The following is a 17,260-nucleotide window of genomic DNA, read 5'->3' as shown; positions in this document are numbered from 1 at the left end:
GAGGGGGTTCCGGCCCCGGTTTGTAATCACGCCGTTATTTTGGCTGTATGAACTCCGCTTGAACGAGCGGATTTTTTATTTCTTTACTTTCGACATCTGTTTGATACGCGAACAAATAGATGTCGGCAGTAAAGGGGAGCAAATTTATAACTGAATACGAATACAGGTGATTATAGCATTATAATCATTGCATATTTCAGCGGGAAAAAAGAGTATATGGCGGATGCCTTGGCTTGAAGTGGCGACGAAGGACGTGGCGTGTCTGCGATAAGCTTCGGGGAGGTGACTAGCAACCTTTGATCCGGAGATGTCCGAATAGGGAAACCTAGCTGCGCAAACCGCAGTTGGTTCTGTCTTGAAAGGGACAGAATAGCGAACCCAGGGAAGTGAAACATCTCAGTACCTGGAGGAAAAGAAAACAACATTCAGTCTTCTAGTTGGCTCGTTATGATCGGCAACGATGTGTTGCGCGCAAGCGCAACAGACGAGCAAACTAGTCGACTGAATCCATTCCCTTAGTAGCGGCGAGCGAAACGGGAAGAGCCCAAACCTGTTCTTTTAGAATGGGGGTTGAAAGATGTATTTGTTGAGTTTTACTCAGGGGAGATAAGGAATGGTTAATAGAAGCTGTCTGGAAAGGCAGGCCAAAGAGGGTAATAGCCCCGTACATGAAAATTATTTCTTACTTTCTAAATACATTCTTAAGTACCTCGAGGAACGAATGCCTCGGGGGAATCAGGGAGTACTAGCTCCCAAGGCTAAATACACTTCAAGACCGATAGTGAACTAGTACCGTGAGGGAAAGGTGAAAAGTAGCCCGATGAGGGCGATGAAATAGTACCTGAAACCATATACTTACAAGGAGTCGGAGCCTCGGTTTACCGGGGTGACGGCGTGCCTATTGAAGAATGAGCCAACGAGTTTTTGCATGCTGCTCGTTTAATTTGCCTCAGGCGAAGAAAGCATAGGGAAACCGAGTGTTAATAGCGCGAACTATTCTTTCCAATTCACTCGCACATGCGAGTGAATTGGCAAAGAATAAAGGCAACATGCAAAAGACCCGAAGCCAGGTGAGCTACCCATGGCCAGGATGAATTTCGCCGAAAGGCGGAAGGAGGTCCGAACCGGTTGATCGTACAACGTCATCGGATGAGCTGTGGGTCGGAGTGAAAAGCTAATCGAACCTGGTAATAGCTGGTTTTCTCCGAAATAACTTTAGGGTTAGCGTCTTTATTATCTTTCGGGGGTAGAGCTACTGGATGGGATGCATAGGGCGAAAGCTCGGCTTTCCAACCAAACTCCGAATACCGAAAGTATTGTAAGGGCAGTTAGACTATGGGGGCGAAGCTCCATTGGTCAAGAGGGAAACAGCCCAGATCTCAATCTAAGGTCCCCAAATCTCTGCTAAGTGTTTTGAAGGTGGTGAAATTTCTCAGACAGCGAGGAGGTTGGCTTAGAAGCAGCCACCCTTTAAAGAGTGCGTAACAGCTCACTCGTCAAGAGATATTGCGCCGAAAATAATCGGGGCTAAAGCAGAGTACCGAAGGTGAGGGCGTTATGCTTTGCATAACGCGGTAGGAGAACATTCCTAGTGCAGTAAAGCTGCTTCGTGAGAAGTGGTGGAGCGCTGGGAAGCGAGAATGTTGGCACAAGTAACCGCAATACAGGTGAGAGCCCTGTACGCCGAAAGCTCAAGGTTTCCTTGGCAATGTTGATCAGCCAAGGGTGAGTCGGTCCTAAGGCGATGCCGAAAGGCGTAGTTGATGGACACACGGTTAATATTCCGTGACTTCCGTACATTTCCGATGGAGGGACGGAGGATATAAAAAAGAGCGCGTTATTGGATTCGCGTTTGTTTTGCAAAGAGACGTTTTCTTGGTAAATCCGGAAAACAGCCTTCGGGCAAATCTCGCGCAACGCAGAAATTCTTTCGTTTCGGAAGAAAATTCTTTTGAAGAGCCTTCCAAGAAAAACTTCTAGGGTTACATGTATGGAAACCGTACCGTAATCCGACACAGGTGAGCAGGTCGAGAAGACCAAGGCGAACGGGTGAGTGCTCCCCAAGGAACTCGGCAAACAAGCGGGCGTAACTTTGGAATAAGCCCTCCCGCACGCAAGTGCGGGCGCAGCTAAAGTACCCCTGGCGACTGTTTACCAAAAACACAGCTCTCTGCGAACTCGTAAGAGGATGTATAGAGGGTGACGCCTGACCAATGCGAGAAGGTTAACGTTGGTGGTGCTGCCGCAAGGTAGTGCTGACCGACCGAAGCCCTCGTCAATGTCGGCCGTAACTATAACGGTCCTAAGGTAGCGTATTTCCTTGTCGGGTAAGTTCCGACGTGCACGAAAGGCGTAACGACTGGGGGACTGTCTCGGGGAGTAGCCCGGTGAAAATGCAATACCGGTGAAGATGCCGGTTACCTGCAGTTAGACGAAAAGACCCCGGAAGCTTTACTGCAACTTGATATTGGCTCTAAGAATGTGATGCGTAGAATAGTGGGGAGGCTTTGAAGTGTCGCTTTAGGGTGACATGGAGCCGCCAGTGAAATACCCATCTTCCCATTTTTAGATTCTAACCTTTATGGAGAAAACATACGGGGACAGTATCTGGTGGGCAGTTTAAGTGGGGCGCTTACCTCCTAAAAAGTAACGGAGGTGTCTATCAAGGTCAGCTAGGTGCGGATGGAAATCGCGCCGATAGTGTAATGGCAAAAGCTGGCTTAACTGTAAGACGGACATGTCAAACTTCCGAACTTTCGGAACTTTCTATGCTTTCATGTATAGAAAGAGATGCGAAAGCAGAGCATAGTGAACCGACCGTGGGCACTAGACGCCGCGGAAGATTAACGGATAAAAGCTACTCCGGGGATAACAGGCTGGTCGCTTCCAAGAGTCCATATCGACGAAGCGGTTCGGCACCTCGATGTCGGCTCGTCACATCCTGGGGCTGGAGAAGGTCCCAAGGGTTGGGCTGTTCGCCCATTAAAGTGGCACGCGAGCTGGGTTCAGACCGTCGTGAGACAGGTTGGTCTCCTATCTACTGCAGGCGTTGATTCTTGAGAGGAGTTTCTTCTAGTACGAGAGGACCGAAGAGAACTGACCTCTGGTGTGCCAGCTGTTCTGCCAAGAGCACCGCTGGGTAGCTATGTCGGGATGGGATAACCGCTGAAGGCATCTAAGCGGGAAGCCCACCTCAAGATTAGGAATCATTAAGACCCCTCGGAGATGACGAGGTTGATAGGCAGCAGGTGTACGCTCTGTGAGGAGTTAAGCCGAGCTGTACTAAGTGGTCAATCCCGCTGAAATATGTGGTGATTATTACATCATCTGTATATGTTTTGTGTATTCCAATCTGGTGGCTTGTCGTCGTGGCACCACCCGTTCTCATTCCGAACACGGAAGTGAAACGCGATCGAGCCGATGGTACTCGCAAGGGGAGAGTAGGTAGCCGCCAGTTTGGAATACATAACACATTAACAAATAGCACCTTGAGTGCTTTTTTGTTTTGGGCGTGCTGAATAAGACAAGAAACAAACTTTACGCCTGCGTACCCGTGTCAAGTTGTATCGCGGGTTTTTTCTTTTTATACTAGAAGGATATGGCATTATCATGGCGGGCAAAACGGCAATTGACATATTTTGGGATATTTAGCGCGATTATTTTTCTTATCGTGTTTCTCTTAATATCGTTTTTTCGTCCGTCGCCAACCTGTTTTGACCGCATCCAGAACCAGAACGAGGAAGGCGTTGACTGCGGAGGCCCTTGTGACGCAGGGTGTTTGGGAGATGTTAAAGATGTTGTGGTGCTTTGGAACCGCGTTTTCCCGATAAGTCAGTCGCGCTATGATGTTGCAATGCTCATAGAAAACCCCAACTTATTTGCGGGGGCGCCTATCGTGCACTACCAAATAAAGATGCACGACGATAAAGGCGTTCTTGTAGCGCTTCGCGGAGGCACGACATTCATTAACCCTCAGGAGCGGTTCATGATATTTGAATCCAATGTTCAGACCGCGAACAGAATTCCGGTACAGGCAAGCATAGAATTTGAAAAAATTCTCTGGGAGCGGATAGAACAGGAAAAGCCGGACATTACAGCATTCAACTTTGCGGTAACCCAGTTTCCAGCAGGAAGGCTGGATATGTCCTTGCGGAACGGAAATTTTTTGCCTGAAGAGCATCTAGAAACCGCGGTCGCTCTGTTGGATGAGAGCGGTAATGTTTTTGCGGTGAGCAAGACTCGCGTAGAATCTATACGTCCCGAATCATCAACAAATGTAGCATTTACCTGGCCATTTCCGCTTGAGCGAGCGCCCGCAAGCATCCAGTCGTTTATTCGTAAGATTCCCGATGCCTTTTTGAAGTCTGAAATTTAATCATGATACGAGCGCTTCGTACAATTGATTGGACATCTCTTTTAATCATCATGCCCTTGCTTCTCGCGGGGCTTTTTACGATGAAATCGTTCGGGGGAGAGAACGCAAGCGACTATTTTTTTTGGCGCCAAATCATATGGTTGGCTCTCGGGCTTGGGGTCTGTATTATATTTAGCCAAATCGATTGGCGATTTTTTTATTCAAGCGGATTCCTTATCGTTTTTTATGCGGTAGGGCTTTTGGTGTTAGTTTCACTGTTTCTTGCTAATGAAACCAGCTGGTTTCAGTTTTCTTTTTTTGCGATACAGCCATCAGAGTTTATGAAGCTCATCGTGGTACTTTTGCTTGCGAAGTATTTTTCTCGCCGTCATATTGAGATTACGCAATTTCGGCATGTGCTGATATCGGGGCTATACGCCGCAATCCCCGCATTTTTAGTTCTTATGCAGCCTGACTTCGGCTCTGCCATCATTTTTTTCATTATTTGGCTGGGGATGGTTATAAGCTCGGGTATCCCATTCCGGTATTTGGCACTTGTTCTTGGTGTTGCCGTTATCATGTTTGTTGTCGTGTGGATGCTCGTTCTTGCGCCCTATCAAAAAGACCGCATTCTTACATTTGTAAATCCGTATCTGGACCCGCAGGGGGCAGGGTATCATATTTTGCAGACGCAAATAGCAGTTGGTTCTGGCCAGATGTTCGGGCAGGGGGTAGGGTACGGTATCCAATCCCGGCTTAAATTCTTGCCTGAACATGAAACCGACTTCATCTTCGCTGCGTTTGCTGAAGAATGGGGCTTTGCGGGTGCGCTGCTGCTTATCGCTTTCTTTATTATCCTCATATGGCGCCTTCTTGGTCCTGCGCGAGCAAGTTCGGATAATTTTATTCGCCTTTTTTCAATTGGACTCTCTTTGATAGTGATAAGTCATTTTATTGTGCATGTGGGGATGAATGTCGGACTCTTGCCCATCACCGGCCTCCCGCTTTCTTTTGTGAGTTATGGGGGCTCTCACTTATTAATGCTTTTCCTTGCGCTTGGTATATGGATGAATATGAGGCAGAGTAGGAGAACCCAGGTGTCAGGGGATGAAATAGATGTTTCCTAGGAGAAAATCCTTATTTTTAAACGAAATTTGCGTTTATCCACATATTTTCTTGACAAATCATATCTATTGAGTATACTAAAAACAAGGTGCTGAAATACACCTAATAACAAATAAGACAAGAACGAGAACCTCTTCTAAATGGGGAAAAAGGGGTCTTTGTTTTGTTTTATTTTTTATATAATCAATTTCTCTCCTTTCCCTATATATGACAAAAAATACGCTGCCCAAGAAGTATTTTTCAAAGCGTCGGACGGATCTCGCACCACTTCCGAGTCTTGTTTCAGTGCAACTTGATTCATTTCGGTGGCTGATTGATCATGGTCTTCGGGATTTATTTAAAGATTTTTCCCCAATCACCGATTACGCGGAAAAAGACCTAGAGCTTGAATTTGTCGATTACAGTATCGACGAAGAGCCGAAGCACGATGAGTATTTTGCAAAAGCGCACAATCTTTCATATGAAGCGCCTCTCCGCGTAAAAGTTCGTCTTCGTAACAATGTAACCAAAGAATCAAAAGAACAGGAAATTTTTCTCGCCGACATGCCGATTATGACTGAGCGCGGCACGTTTATTGTAAATGGAGTAGAGCGTGTAATCGTTTCACAGATTGCGCGCTCTTTTGGTGTTTACTTTACCGCGAATATACTTCGGGGGAAAAAGTTTTTTGGCGCAAAGATTATTCCTTCCCGTGGCGCGTGGATTGAGATAGAGACCGGTTCTGATAATGCGCTTTATGTCCGCATTGACCGCAAGAGAAAGATACCGGTGTCGGCGCTCTTGCGTATTTTTGGATACGAAACCGATGAAGTTATCAAGGATGCGGTCAGCAAGGTTGATAATGGCCCTGTTTCTTTTATGGAAGAGACGCTTGAGCGCGATCCAACTTCAACGGTAGACGAGGCATATGTAGAAATTTATAAGCGCATCCGGCCGGGAGAGTTTGCGACAATTGATAACGCCCGCGAACTTCTCGAGGGTATGTTTTCACCGGATCGTTATGATCTCTCAGTAGTTGGGCGATATAAGATAAATGAACGCCTCAGATTTCCGCTAGAAAAAATAGAAGAAGGAAGCCGGATTCTTACCAAGGAAGACTTGATTGAAGTTATCCGCCGCATTATTGATTTTAATAATACTCCCTCTGCAACGCCGGATGACATTGATCACCTGGGGAACCGCCGCATCCGTGGAGTCGGAGAGCTTTTACAGCAGCGGTTGCGGGTAGGGTTTACTCGGATGAAGCGCATCATCCAGGACCGCATGAGTACGCTTGATATATACACAATGACCCCCGCCCAGCTTATCAACTCCCGTCCGGTCATGGCGGTGCTCAAAGAATTCTTTACTACAAACCAGCTTTCACAGTTCATGGATCAGGACAATATCCTTGCTGAGCTTGAGCACCTTCGTCGTGTTTCTGCGTTGGGACAAGGAGGCCTCACCCGGGAGCGCGCCGGATTTGAGGTTCGTGACGCTCACCCCTCTCACTACGGACGCATTTGTCCCATCCAGACCCCGGAAGGTCCGAACATTGGTCTTGTGCTTCATCTCGCAAGTTTTGCGCGCGTGAACAATTTCGGCATTTTGGAAACACCGTACCGGAAGGTTGTAGATGGGATTATTACGGATGAGATTAACTACCTTACCGCATTTCAAGAATTAGAAGTAAACATTGCACCGACTACTATTCCATATGAGGAGAATGGGAAGATTCTCGATGAGAAAGTCCCCGCACGCGTACGGGGGCAGGCGGGCATCGTTCCTGCAAATGAAGTTGATTTTATTGATGTCGCGCCATTCCAGGCGTTCAGCATTGCAACATCACTTATTCCATTCCTGGAACACGACGACGCAAACCGCGTTATGATGGGCGCGAACATGCAAAGACAAGCAGTTCCGTGTGTAAAGGCGCAGGTTCCCTATGTCGGTACGGGGCTTGAAGAAAAAGCGGCGCGCGATTCCGGACGGTTGATTCTGGCCGCAGAAGACGGAACGGTAAAATATGCAGACGCAAACAAGATTATCATCCGAAATGAAAAAAAGAAGGATAAAACATATCTGCTTCTAAATTATCTTCGCTCAAACGAATACACGGTCATTACCCAGCGTCCGCTAGTTATGCCCGGGGACAAAGTAAAGAAGGGCGATATCCTCGCGGATGTGTCTTCGTCGCAAAACGGACAGATAGCGCTCGGCCAGAATATTAAGGTGGCGTTTCTTTCTTGGGGAGGCGCGAACTATGAGGATGCGATTATCATTTCAGAAAAGCTCATGCACGAGGACATATTCACCTCAGTGCATATTGAAGATTTTGCGATTCCTGTACGCGATACAAAACTTGGCCCGGAAATCACTACATACGACATTCCAAATGTGGGGGAGGATAAGCTGAAAGACTTAGACGAAGACGGCATCGTCCGGATCGGCGCAGAAGTGCGCTCGGGCGATATTTTGGTAGGAAAAATTACGCCGAAGGGAGAGGCGGAACTGACATCTGAAGAGCGCTTGCTTCGTGCTATTTTCGGTGAAAAAGCACGCGATGTTCGCGATACGTCGCTTCGTATGCCGCACGGAAAGCAGGGGCGCGTTGTTGGTGTGAAAGTGTTCTCACGTGACCGCGGAGATAAACTTGATACGGGAGTCATTAAATTAATTCAGATAGAAATCGCTCAGCTTCGTAAAATATCCGTCGGAGACAAGCTCGCCGGCCGTCACGGAAATAAAGGAGTTATTTCAAAGATTCTTCCGGTGGAAGACATGCCATGCTTAGAAGACGGAACGCCGGTTGATATGATTTTAAATCCCTTGGGTGTGGTAAGCCGTATGAATATCGGTCAGATTCTTGAGACGCATCTCGGATGGGCGGCAGAGCGTCTCGGATATCAAGCGCTTGTTCCGCCATTTCAGGGAGCCAGCGTTGAGGAGATTAAAAACGAATTAGAAAAAGCTGGATTGCCCCGCGAAGGAAAAGTGCCGCTGTATGACGGACGCACGGGAGAAAAATTCGAACAGCCGGTAACTGTCGGGCAGATTTATATGATGAAGCTGATTCACATGGTAGAAGACAAGATCCATATGCGTTCTATCGGTCCGTATTCGCTCATCACCCAGCAGCCGCTTGGAGGAAAAGCGCAGGGAGGAGGACAGCGTTTTGGAGAAATGGAAGTGTGGGCGCTTGAGGGGTATGGCGCGGCGCACATTCTGCAGGAAATGCTCACGATAAAATCAGATGATGTGCTCGGACGTGCCGCTGCATACGATACAATCGTACGCGGGGAAGAATTCAAAAATCCAAACTTGCCAACATCGTTTCATGTGTTGGTGAATGAGCTTAAAGGTCTCGCGCTTGATGTTGAATTGCATGGCATTGATGTAAGTGAAGAAATGGAAGAGCGCCGCTTATCGCGCGAACGGCAACAGGTCTCTCAAGAAGAGAGAGAGCGAGCGAAAAATTAATTAGTGCGTATATATCACCATGGAAACAAAAGTATCAGATTTTAATTCTATCATTCTCCGCATTGCGTCTCCCGACCGTATTAAATCATGGTCATACGGAGAGGTCACGAAGCCCGAGACCATCAATTATCGTACACAACGCCCCGAAAAGGACGGTCTTTTTGATGAGCGTATTTTTGGCCCCGAAAAGGATTACGAGTGTTATTGTGGGAAATACCGCCGCATTCGCTATAAAGGCATTATTTGCGACAAGTGTGGCGTTGAAGTGACTCGCGCAATTGTCCGCAGAGAGCGGATGGGGCATATTCAGCTTGCAGTCCCAGTGACTCATATTTGGTTTGTCCGCGGAGTGCCTTCCCGTATAGGGCTGTTGCTTGATCTGTCTGTTGCCGACCTTGAGCGCGTTGTCTATTTTGCAAGTTATGTTATTACCCGTGTTGATGAAGAGAAGCGTGCAGAAGTCGCCGCAGAACTTGAGCGGGAATTTAAAATAAAATCAAAACAAGTAACGACTAAAAAAGAACAGCACGCGCTAAAAGAAGCGCTTGATGTTGCGCGCAATGAACTTGCGAGCATCCAGGAACGCCGGGTGCTGGCAGAATCGGAATACCATCATTTGAGTTTAAGATACGGTGATGTATTTCAGGCAGGTATCGGAGCCGAAGCGCTTCATGAAATTTGTAATCGCATTGATCTTGATGTGCTTCGGGACCAGCTCGAAGAAGAAGTAGAAAACGCGTCCACTCAAGCACAGCGCAAAGCGGTAAAGCGCTTAAGTCTTGTAAAGGCGCTCATTCGTTCAAACGCGCGTCCCGAATGGATGTTTTTAAGTATGCTTCCGGTTATTCCGCCCGATCTCCGGCCTATGGTTCAGCTTGATGGAGGGAGAAATGCAACATCCGATGTAAACGATTTATACCGGCGTGTTATCAACCGAAACAACCGCTTAAAGCGTCTTTTAGACCTGCATGCGCCCGAAGTCATAGTACGCAACGAAAAACGCATGCTCCAAGAAGCAGTGGATGCGCTTATAGATAACTCAATTCGCCGGTCAGGTCAGCAGGCAGCAGTATCGCAAGCGCAAAAGCGTCCGCTGAAATCTCTTGCTGATATTTTGAAAGGAAAGCAGGGACGGTTCCGTCAAAACCTTTTAGGTAAGCGTGTTGATTACTCAGGCCGTTCCGTTATCGTGGTAGGTCCTGAATTGAAATTGCATCAATGCGGTTTGCCGAAGCACATGACACTGGAACTCTTTCGTCCGTTTGTTATCTCGCGGTTGATTGAACAGGGTTTTGCGCATAACATCCGTGGCGCAAATCGTTTGATAGACGAAGCAACTCCCGATGTGTGGGCGGCGCTTGAACAGGTTATTAAGGGAAAATATGTGCTTTTGAACCGGGCACCAACACTCCACCGTCTTGGTATTCAGGCATTTCAGCCAATCATGGTTGAGGGCAATGCTATCCAAGTGCACCCGCTTGTTTGTGAAGCATTCAACGCAGACTTTGACGGCGACCAAATGGCAGTCCATGTTCCATTGACTGAGGATGCACAGTGGGAGGCGCGCGAAATTATGGCTTCTTCCCGGAACCTTACAAAACCGGGTACCGGATCTCCGATTACGACCCCCCGGCAGGACATGGTTCTTGGGTCATATTGGCTCACGAAACTCCGCCCTGGGTCGCTCGGAGAAGACGGAATATTTGCTACCCCAAATGAAGCTATCCTTGCTTATGATATGGGGGCAGTAGGCTTCCAGGCGAAAATAAAAGTTCGGGTAACTGATACTGCAAAGTATCGCGAGTACCAAAAACTTCCTGGGAAAATTCTTGAAACCAGCGTCGGACGGCTTTTGTTTAACAGTACGCTGCCATCCGATTTTGAATATGTAAACAGGGAGTTGGGCCGGAAGGATCTTACCAAGATGGTGTCGCGCATTATTGAGCGCTACGGAATTGACGCGTCTGCTCCCATACTCGATAAGATTAAGGCATTCGGATTTGAGTATGCGACACGCTCAGGAATGAGCATGGGCATGGATGACTTCTTGTCGCCGGGTGAGAAAAAAGAGTTTGTGCGTAAAGCCGAAGAAGAGGCGAAAAAAATCAGTGACGCATACATTGAGGGCTTGCTTACTGAAGAAGAACGATACCGGCGGGTAATTGAGATATGGACCGACACAAAACAAAAGGTAGATGAATTTGTGCCCTCAGCACTGAATGAATATGGGCCGGTACACAGCATGGTGTCATCTGCCGCTCGCGGTAACTGGGCGCAGGTGGCTCAGATGACCGGCATGCGGGGACTTGTACGGAACCCAGCGGGGCGTATCATCGAGTTTCCCATCACTTCAAACTACAAGGATGGCCTCACTGTCTTGGAATACTTTATTTCTACGCACGGTGCACGGAAAGGAACCGCTGACACTGCTTTAAAGACCGCAGCTGCAGGATACCTTACTCGCCGTCTGGTTGACGTTGCGCAAGATGTTATTGTCCGCGAAGAAGACTGCGGTGATAGCGATGGGTTTTTGATTCGTCGCCATGAAGTGGAAGAGTATGGAAAACATTTTTCTCAGCGCATTTATGGACGCATGCTTGCGCAGGACCTGAAAGACACAAAAGGTTCGGTGGTGTTTAAGAGAGGCCATATTATTTCTTCGGATGACGCCGATCTCATAGGAGACAACAAAGATGTAGCAGAAATTATTCTTCGTTCTCCGGTTTCCTGCAAGGAATTACGCGGGTTGTGCGGCGCGTGTTACGGGTATGACCTGGGGACAAACATTCCGGTAAAACTTGGACAAGCCGTAGGTATCGTTGCGGCGCAAGCTATCGGAGAGCCGGGCACACAGCTTACTATGCGTACCTTTCACACGGGAGGAATTGTTGCAGCAGGAGATATCACGCTCGGTCTTCCGCGTGTGGAAGAAATATTCGAAATTCGCAGTCCTCGCCATCCGGCAGTAATCTCGGATGTAACCGGAACAGTTATGGATATTACGATTGACGGGAGAGATAAGATAATCAAAGTCCTTACTGACGCTGAAGAAAAAGGCAAGCCCGCAAAAGGATCAGCAGCAGGGAAGAAAGAGAAGGAAACCCGGGAATATATAGTGCCGTTCGGCCGGCTTTTGGTAGTAGAGAAGGGGAGCGAAGTAAAACCTGGCATGCCGCTCTCAGACGGACCAATTGATATCCGGGAATTGTTCCGCCTTGCGGATATGTGGACTGTGCAAAATTATATCCTCAACGAAATCAGCAAGATCTACACATTACAGGGAGCATCAATTAACGAGAAGCATGTAGAAGTAATTATGCGTCAGATGTTTTCTCGTGTACGCATTACCAAATCAGGTGACAGCAATCTTGCGGAGGGTGATGTGGTTGAGCGCGCGACTGTATTTGAAGCAAATCATCAGATAAAAGAAATAAAGGGCGCACTTGTGGAGCACACCCCGCTTGTGCTGGGTATCACCCGCACCGCACTCACTACGGAGAGCTTCTTAGCTGCTGCATCATTTCAAGAGACGGCTCGTGTGCTTATTGCTGCGGCAATTTCAGGAAAGGAAGACAAGCTCCGGGGGCTTAAGGAAAATGTCATTATCGGGCATTTAATACCCGCAGGAACCGGTTTTAGAACGAAAAAAGGCAAGGAGGAGCCTGAAGAATAACCAATAAAGAACAAAAGAAAAAGCCGGCATGCGCCGGCTTTTTCTTTTTCTAAAAAATGCCTATAATAGTGAGTATAATGGCCAAGAAAAAGAGATCTAAAAAACGGGCTTCCCGGGACATTGAAGAGAAAGATGGCAATGAATCGTGGTTTGAGCAGGTGAAACACGAGACAAAACAGTCTATTTTTATCGTTTTTTCCTTCGCTCTTTCCATCATTTTCATCCTTTCTATTGCCGGTAGGGCGGGCAAGGCGGGCGTATTCATAGAGCGTTGGCTTTCTGTGCTGTTTGGGCAGGCGGAGTTTATTGTTCCGCTCTTCTTCTTTTTTATAGGGGCATCGCTCTTTTTCTATTTTCGGCCTACATTTTTTGCGCCGACTCTTCTTGGTGGTGTTCTCTTTTTGGTAAGCGTTTTGGGGGGCATAGAGGTAGTATTTGGGCAGAAGGCTGCGGGATATGCCGGATTTGTTGTTGCCGCACCGGTACTTAAATTGTTTGATTTCTGGGCATCGTTTATTGTGATGACAACCCTATTGATTGTTTCTATTCTCTTAATGTTGAATGCGTCTTTGGTGAAATCAAAAATTGTAGAGGATGTCGATGATGAAGACGAAAAGAATGCCGATGAAGAATCCGTAAGCAGTTTTCAGGCGCTCAAGAACACATTAGGAGGGCTGCGAAAGAATAAAAAGGAGGAGGTGGTGTATGAGTCTGGGGAAGAGTACGAATCAAGAGAGGGGGAAGAGGAGCCAGGCGAGCACCATGAAGATGAAGGAGCTGGAGAGGAAGAGGCTGGAGAGGGGGAAGAAGAAAGCAACTCCTTCGCGACGAATACATTTAAGGCGGCGGCTCGGCGGAGAAATGTAAATTTCCAGACACCCCCACTTGATCTGTTGGAGAGCGACAAAGGTAAGCCGTCGTCGGGCGACATTAAGGCAAACGCAAATATTATCAAACGGACGCTGAAAAATTTCGGTATTGATGTTGAGATGGCTGAAGTTAATGTTGGACCGTCGGTTACCCAGTACACGATACGCCCGGCAGAAGGGATAAAGTTAACGCGTATCACCGGCTTGCATAATGACCTTGCGCTTGCGCTTGCCGCTCACCCCATCAGGATTGAAGCTCCCATTCCGGGCCGTTCTCTTGTTGGGCTTGAGATCCCGAATAAGGCAGTTGCGCTTGTGGGTGCCCGTAGCCTGCTTTCGAGTGATGAGTTCCGCTACGGCAAGCATGTGTTAAGTCTGGCGCTTGGCCGCGATGTTTCGGGACAAGCGGTGTACACAGCGCTCGAAAAAATGCCTCACCTTCTAATTGCCGGCTCCACCGGCTCTGGAAAGTCAGTCGCTATTCACGGCCTTATGGTGAGCCTTTTATATAGGAACAGCCCGGACAATCTCCGTTTTTTGCTCGTTGACCCTAAGCGTGTTGAATTATCTGCATATTCAGGCATCCCGCATTTATTAGCTCCTGTCATCACTGATGCAAAAAAAACGATTCTTGCGCTGAAGTGGGCGGTGTCCGAGATGGAGAGGCGGTACGAGCTCTTACAAGCGGCAAAAGCGCGGGATATTCATTCATATCAGGCAATAAAGACATCGGGAGAAAATCCTATGCCGTATATTGTTATTGTTATTGATGAGTTGGCAGATATTATGGCAACATACCCGCGCGAGCTTGAGGCCTCTATCGTCCGCCTTGCGCAAATGTCCCGTGCTGTCGGTATTCACTTGATAGTATCAACACAACGCCCATCTGTAGAGGTTATCACAGGGCTTATTAAGGCGAATATAACATCCCGTATTGCCTTCCAGGTCGCTTCTCAGGTGGATTCTCGTACTATTCTTGATATGGCAGGAGCGGAAAAATTATTAGGAAACGGAGATATGCTCTTCCTTTCAGGGGATACATCAAAACCAAAGCGTATCCAGGGGAGTTTTGTAAGCGAATCGGAAGTGCGCAAGGTCGCACAATTTTTGGAGGATCAATATGCCGGATTTGATGGGGGAACAGTAACTATTGATTCGGGAGACGATAAAGATAAAAAGACTATTTTTGACGAAGTGTCTATGAATGATGATGAAGAAGACGAACTGTATGCAGAAGCAAAAAAGATAGTCATTGAAGCGAAAAAAGCGTCGGCGTCATATTTACAAAGACGCCTCCGCGTGGGGTATGCCCGAGCAGCACGGCTTTTAGATATATTAGAAGACCGTGGCGTTATTGGACCTGGAGAGGGGGCGAAACCTCGAGAGGTGTACGCAGATGCTGGTGATGGGGATTCCTCTGCGGATGAAGGCGATGATACGCCAGGATCGGGAGGAGGTGATTTCTTTCATACTATGCAGTAACACACATGTCTTCTTTTTTGCGCAATATTTTTCTTATTGGGATTTTGGCGGTGTTTTCGGGATATCTTGCCTTTCAGCTGAAAGGCTTTGTTTTTGGGTCTGATCTTGTCGTGTTTTCTCCTGAAAATGGAGAACACATGCGCACAAGCCATGTAATTCTGCGTGGCCAGGCATCAGGTATGTCATTTTTGTCCCTTGACGGAAGAACTATTTTTACGGATGATGAGGGATTTTTTGAGGAAGAATTGATTTTACCGTATGGCTTGAATATAATTAGGATAATTGGCGAAGGGAGATTCGGAAAAATTTTTGAAGAAGAACGGATGGTATACATCACCGGGGAATAAAATGCACCGCCATATTATTAGTATAAAATGCATATAATTATGCCCAAAGGAAAACAAGACGACAAAAAATTGGATCTCGAAGGAGCGATAAAAGATATACAAAATAAATACGGTGAAGGCTCTATTATGAAGCTTGGAGAGGTGGGCAAGGTGGATGTTGATGCTATACCGACGGGTTCTTTTTCGCTTGATAGGGCGCTTGGTGTGGGCGGCATGCCGCGCGGGCGTATTATTGAGATATACGGTCCCGAATCGTCGGGAAAGACCACCCTTGCGCTCCATGTAGCCGCAGAGACCCAGAAAAAGGGCGGACTTGTTGCGTTTGTTGATGCGGAACACGCTATGGACCCCGAATATGCACGGAAGATAGGTGTAAAGATCAATGATTTGCTGATTTCCCAGCCGGATACCGGGGAGCAAGCGTTAGATATTGTAGAAAGCTTGGTGCGTTCCGGTAGCGTGGACGTTGTCATTATTGACTCGGTTGCCGCACTCACGCCGAAGGCAGAAATTGAAGGAGATATGGGGCAGCAGCACGTAGGACTTCAGGCTCGTCTTATGTCTCATGGACTCCGCAAACTTTCTGCACTTGCCGCAAATAAAAAGACCATGCTCATTTTTATCAATCAGGTGCGTATGCAGATAGGAGTGTTTTTCGGGAACCCCGAAACAACACCTGGGGGGAAGGCGCTCAAATTCTATTCATCGGTCCGTGTGGAAGTGCGAAGAGCCGCACAGATCAAAAAAGGAGAAGATGTTATTGGCAACCGGGTAAAAGCAAAGGTGGTAAAGAACAAAGTTGCGCCTCCGTTCCGAACGGCAGAGTTTGATATTATGTACAACGAAGGGATTTCATTTGAGGCGGATCTTCTGAATTTTGCCGAAAAACACGGCATTGTGAAAAAATCCGGAGCATCGTACAGCTTTGATGTAACCAAGCTCGGGCATGGGTTTGATAATGCAAAAAACTTTCTAAAAGAGAACAAAAAAATAACAAACGAGCTCTTAAAGAAAGCAAAGACAATATAACACAAAACACCGGCCGCATGGCCGGTGTTTTTAGTTTGCAATATAGGGGAGAAGAGCGAGGAACCGAGCCCGCTTTATTGCGGTTGCGAGATTCCGCTGGTGTTTTGCGCAGAGGTGCGTGTGCTTGCGCGGGAGTATTTTTGCTTGAGGACTCAAAAACTTCCGGAGCGCCTCAGGATCTTTGTAATTAATTATTCGTATGTTTGATGTGCAAAAATAGCACTGTTTTTGTTCTGTTATCATAAGTATAGTTTAGAATGGAATATCGTCCGGGTTCATATTATCCTCCCCGTATTCGATTGTGTCAAGAGAGTCCTTTTTTGCCGCATCCGGTTCGTTAGACGATGGAGAAGGTGTTGAACTTCCTGTGCTTCCTCCGCGAGGGCCTAATTGCAGTCGTTCCGCGACAACTTCTGTGCGCCATTTTTTTTGGCCGTCTTGTCCCTGCCAGGAACGGGTTTGTATTCTTCCCTCAATCATTGCAAGACTTCCTTTTGCAAGATACTGTTTTGCTATTTCTGCAAGGCGCCCGAAGAGCACCACATTATGGAATTCAGTTTGCTGTTGGCGTTGGCCGTCCTTTGTGAAAAAGCTATTTGTTGCAATGCCGAACGAAGCAACCGACTGGCCCGAAGGGAGTGTGCGCACCTCGGGGTCGCGCGTAAGATTCCCGATAATAAAAGCTTTATTGAGATTCATGGCGTAGAGTGATGCAAAATAAATAATTAATCTCCTAAGATTTCTTCTAGTTTTTTATCAATCTCTTCAATGCGTCCCTTCTCCTCCTCGGTGACTACTTTCTTGCGTGCACGGGTCCGATGTTCCATGAGTTCTTCGCGGAAGCTCTGTACAATAAGCACGCGGATGACTTCCGGCATGCGTTTTGCCTGCTTTTCAATTTCAGCGATATCAGATGCCTGTG

9 protein-coding genes and 2 rRNA genes are annotated in these 17,260 nt (G+C 47.4%); 9 read left to right on the top strand and 2 right to left on the bottom strand.

Translation table 11 applies throughout. The features are described 5' to 3' along the window. The first annotated feature begins 203 nt into the window (after window positions 1–203). The 9 genes from COU47_01300 to recA all read left to right on the top strand — a co-directional run bounded on the left by COU47_01300 (window position 204) and on the right by recA (window position 16,338). Window positions 204–3,296: ribosomal RNA gene (locus COU47_01300) — 23S ribosomal RNA — on the top strand. A gap of 55 nt (window positions 3,297–3,351) precedes the next feature. After that, window positions 3,352–3,457 (top strand): 5S ribosomal RNA (gene rrf / locus COU47_01295). Between the two features lie 141 nt (window positions 3,458–3,598). Then, a complete protein-coding gene (locus tag COU47_01290; protein PIR69705.1) occupies window positions 3,599–4,375 on the top strand; it encodes a hypothetical protein in 777 nt (258 codons plus the stop codon). Window positions 4,376–4,377: 2 nt separating this feature from the next. Continuing rightward, complete coding sequence (locus tag COU47_01285) at window positions 4,378–5,481, top strand: rod shape-determining protein RodA (GenBank protein ID PIR69704.1); 1,104 nt, start codon at window positions 4,378–4,380, stop codon at window positions 5,479–5,481. Between the two features lie 205 nt (window positions 5,482–5,686). Continuing rightward, window positions 5,687–8,938 (top strand): DNA-directed RNA polymerase subunit beta, encoded by a 3,252-nt coding sequence (locus tag COU47_01280; GenBank protein PIR69703.1) that lies wholly within the window; start codon window positions 5,687–5,689, stop codon window positions 8,936–8,938. A gap of 19 nt (window positions 8,939–8,957) precedes the next feature. Then, window positions 8,958–12,611 (top strand): DNA-directed RNA polymerase subunit beta', encoded by a 3,654-nt coding sequence (gene rpoC / locus COU47_01275; GenBank protein PIR69702.1) that lies wholly within the window; start codon window positions 8,958–8,960, stop codon window positions 12,609–12,611. 56 nt (window positions 12,612–12,667) lie between these two features. Then, window positions 12,668–14,962 (top strand): cell division protein FtsK, encoded by a 2,295-nt coding sequence (locus COU47_01270; protein PIR69701.1) that lies wholly within the window; start codon window positions 12,668–12,670, stop codon window positions 14,960–14,962. A 5-nt stretch (window positions 14,963–14,967) separates the two neighbouring features. Beyond that, window positions 14,968–15,309: a hypothetical protein gene (locus tag COU47_01265; protein PIR69700.1), complete on the top strand. Its 342-nt coding sequence runs from the start codon at window positions 14,968–14,970 to the stop codon at window positions 15,307–15,309. Between the two features lie 39 nt (window positions 15,310–15,348). Next, window positions 15,349–16,338, top strand: coding sequence for a recombinase RecA (gene recA, locus COU47_01260; GenBank protein ID PIR69798.1), 990 nt, complete (start codon window positions 15,349–15,351; stop codon window positions 16,336–16,338). A gap of 30 nt (window positions 16,339–16,368) precedes the next feature. Here the strand turns inward: recA and rpsR are convergent, their stop codons facing one another. Together rpsR and COU47_01250 are read right to left on the bottom strand one after the other, a co-directional pair. Beyond that, on the bottom strand, window positions 16,369–16,581 hold the full coding sequence (gene rpsR, locus COU47_01255) for a 30S ribosomal protein S18 (GenBank protein PIR69699.1): 213 nt from the start codon (window positions 16,579–16,581) through the stop codon (window positions 16,369–16,371). A 9-nt stretch (window positions 16,582–16,590) separates the two neighbouring features. Continuing rightward, complete coding sequence (locus COU47_01250; protein PIR69698.1) at window positions 16,591–17,037, bottom strand: single-stranded DNA-binding protein; 447 nt, start codon at window positions 17,035–17,037, stop codon at window positions 16,591–16,593. Window positions 17,038–17,260 lie beyond the last annotated feature (223 nt).

This window comes from Candidatus Niyogibacteria bacterium CG10_big_fil_rev_8_21_14_0_10_46_36, assembly GCA_002772995.1.
In the GTDB taxonomy this organism is placed as follows: domain Bacteria; phylum Patescibacteriota; class Minisyncoccia; order 1-14-0-10-42-19; family 1-14-0-10-42-19; genus 1-14-0-10-46-36.
The sequence above is the reverse complement of the archived record's forward strand: the minus strand, read 5'-3'. Positions and strand labels throughout refer to the sequence as shown.

What these genes read in the sequence shown, in the direction of transcription:
- rpsR (PIR69699.1), bottom strand. Translation starts at nt 16,581, where the DNA reads ATGATAACAGAACAAAAACAGTGCTATTTTTGCACATCAAACATACGA.
- COU47_01250 (PIR69698.1), bottom strand. Translation starts at nt 17,037, where the DNA reads ATGAATCTCAATAAAGCTTTTATTATCGGGAATCTTACGCGCGACCCC.
- recA (PIR69798.1), top strand. Translation starts at nt 15,349, where the DNA reads ATGCCCAAAGGAAAACAAGACGACAAAAAATTGGATCTCGAAGGAGCG.
- COU47_01285 (PIR69704.1), top strand. Translation starts at nt 4,378, where the DNA reads ATGATACGAGCGCTTCGTACAATTGATTGGACATCTCTTTTAATCATC.
- rpoC (PIR69702.1), top strand. Translation starts at nt 8,958, where the DNA reads ATGGAAACAAAAGTATCAGATTTTAATTCTATCATTCTCCGCATTGCG.
- COU47_01290 (PIR69705.1), top strand. Translation starts at nt 3,599, where the DNA reads ATGGCATTATCATGGCGGGCAAAACGGCAATTGACATATTTTGGGATA.
- COU47_01270 (PIR69701.1), top strand. Translation starts at nt 12,668, where the DNA reads ATGCCTATAATAGTGAGTATAATGGCCAAGAAAAAGAGATCTAAAAAA.
- COU47_01280 (PIR69703.1), top strand. Translation starts at nt 5,687, where the DNA reads ATGACAAAAAATACGCTGCCCAAGAAGTATTTTTCAAAGCGTCGGACG.
- COU47_01265 (PIR69700.1), top strand. Translation starts at nt 14,968, where the DNA reads ATGTCTTCTTTTTTGCGCAATATTTTTCTTATTGGGATTTTGGCGGTG.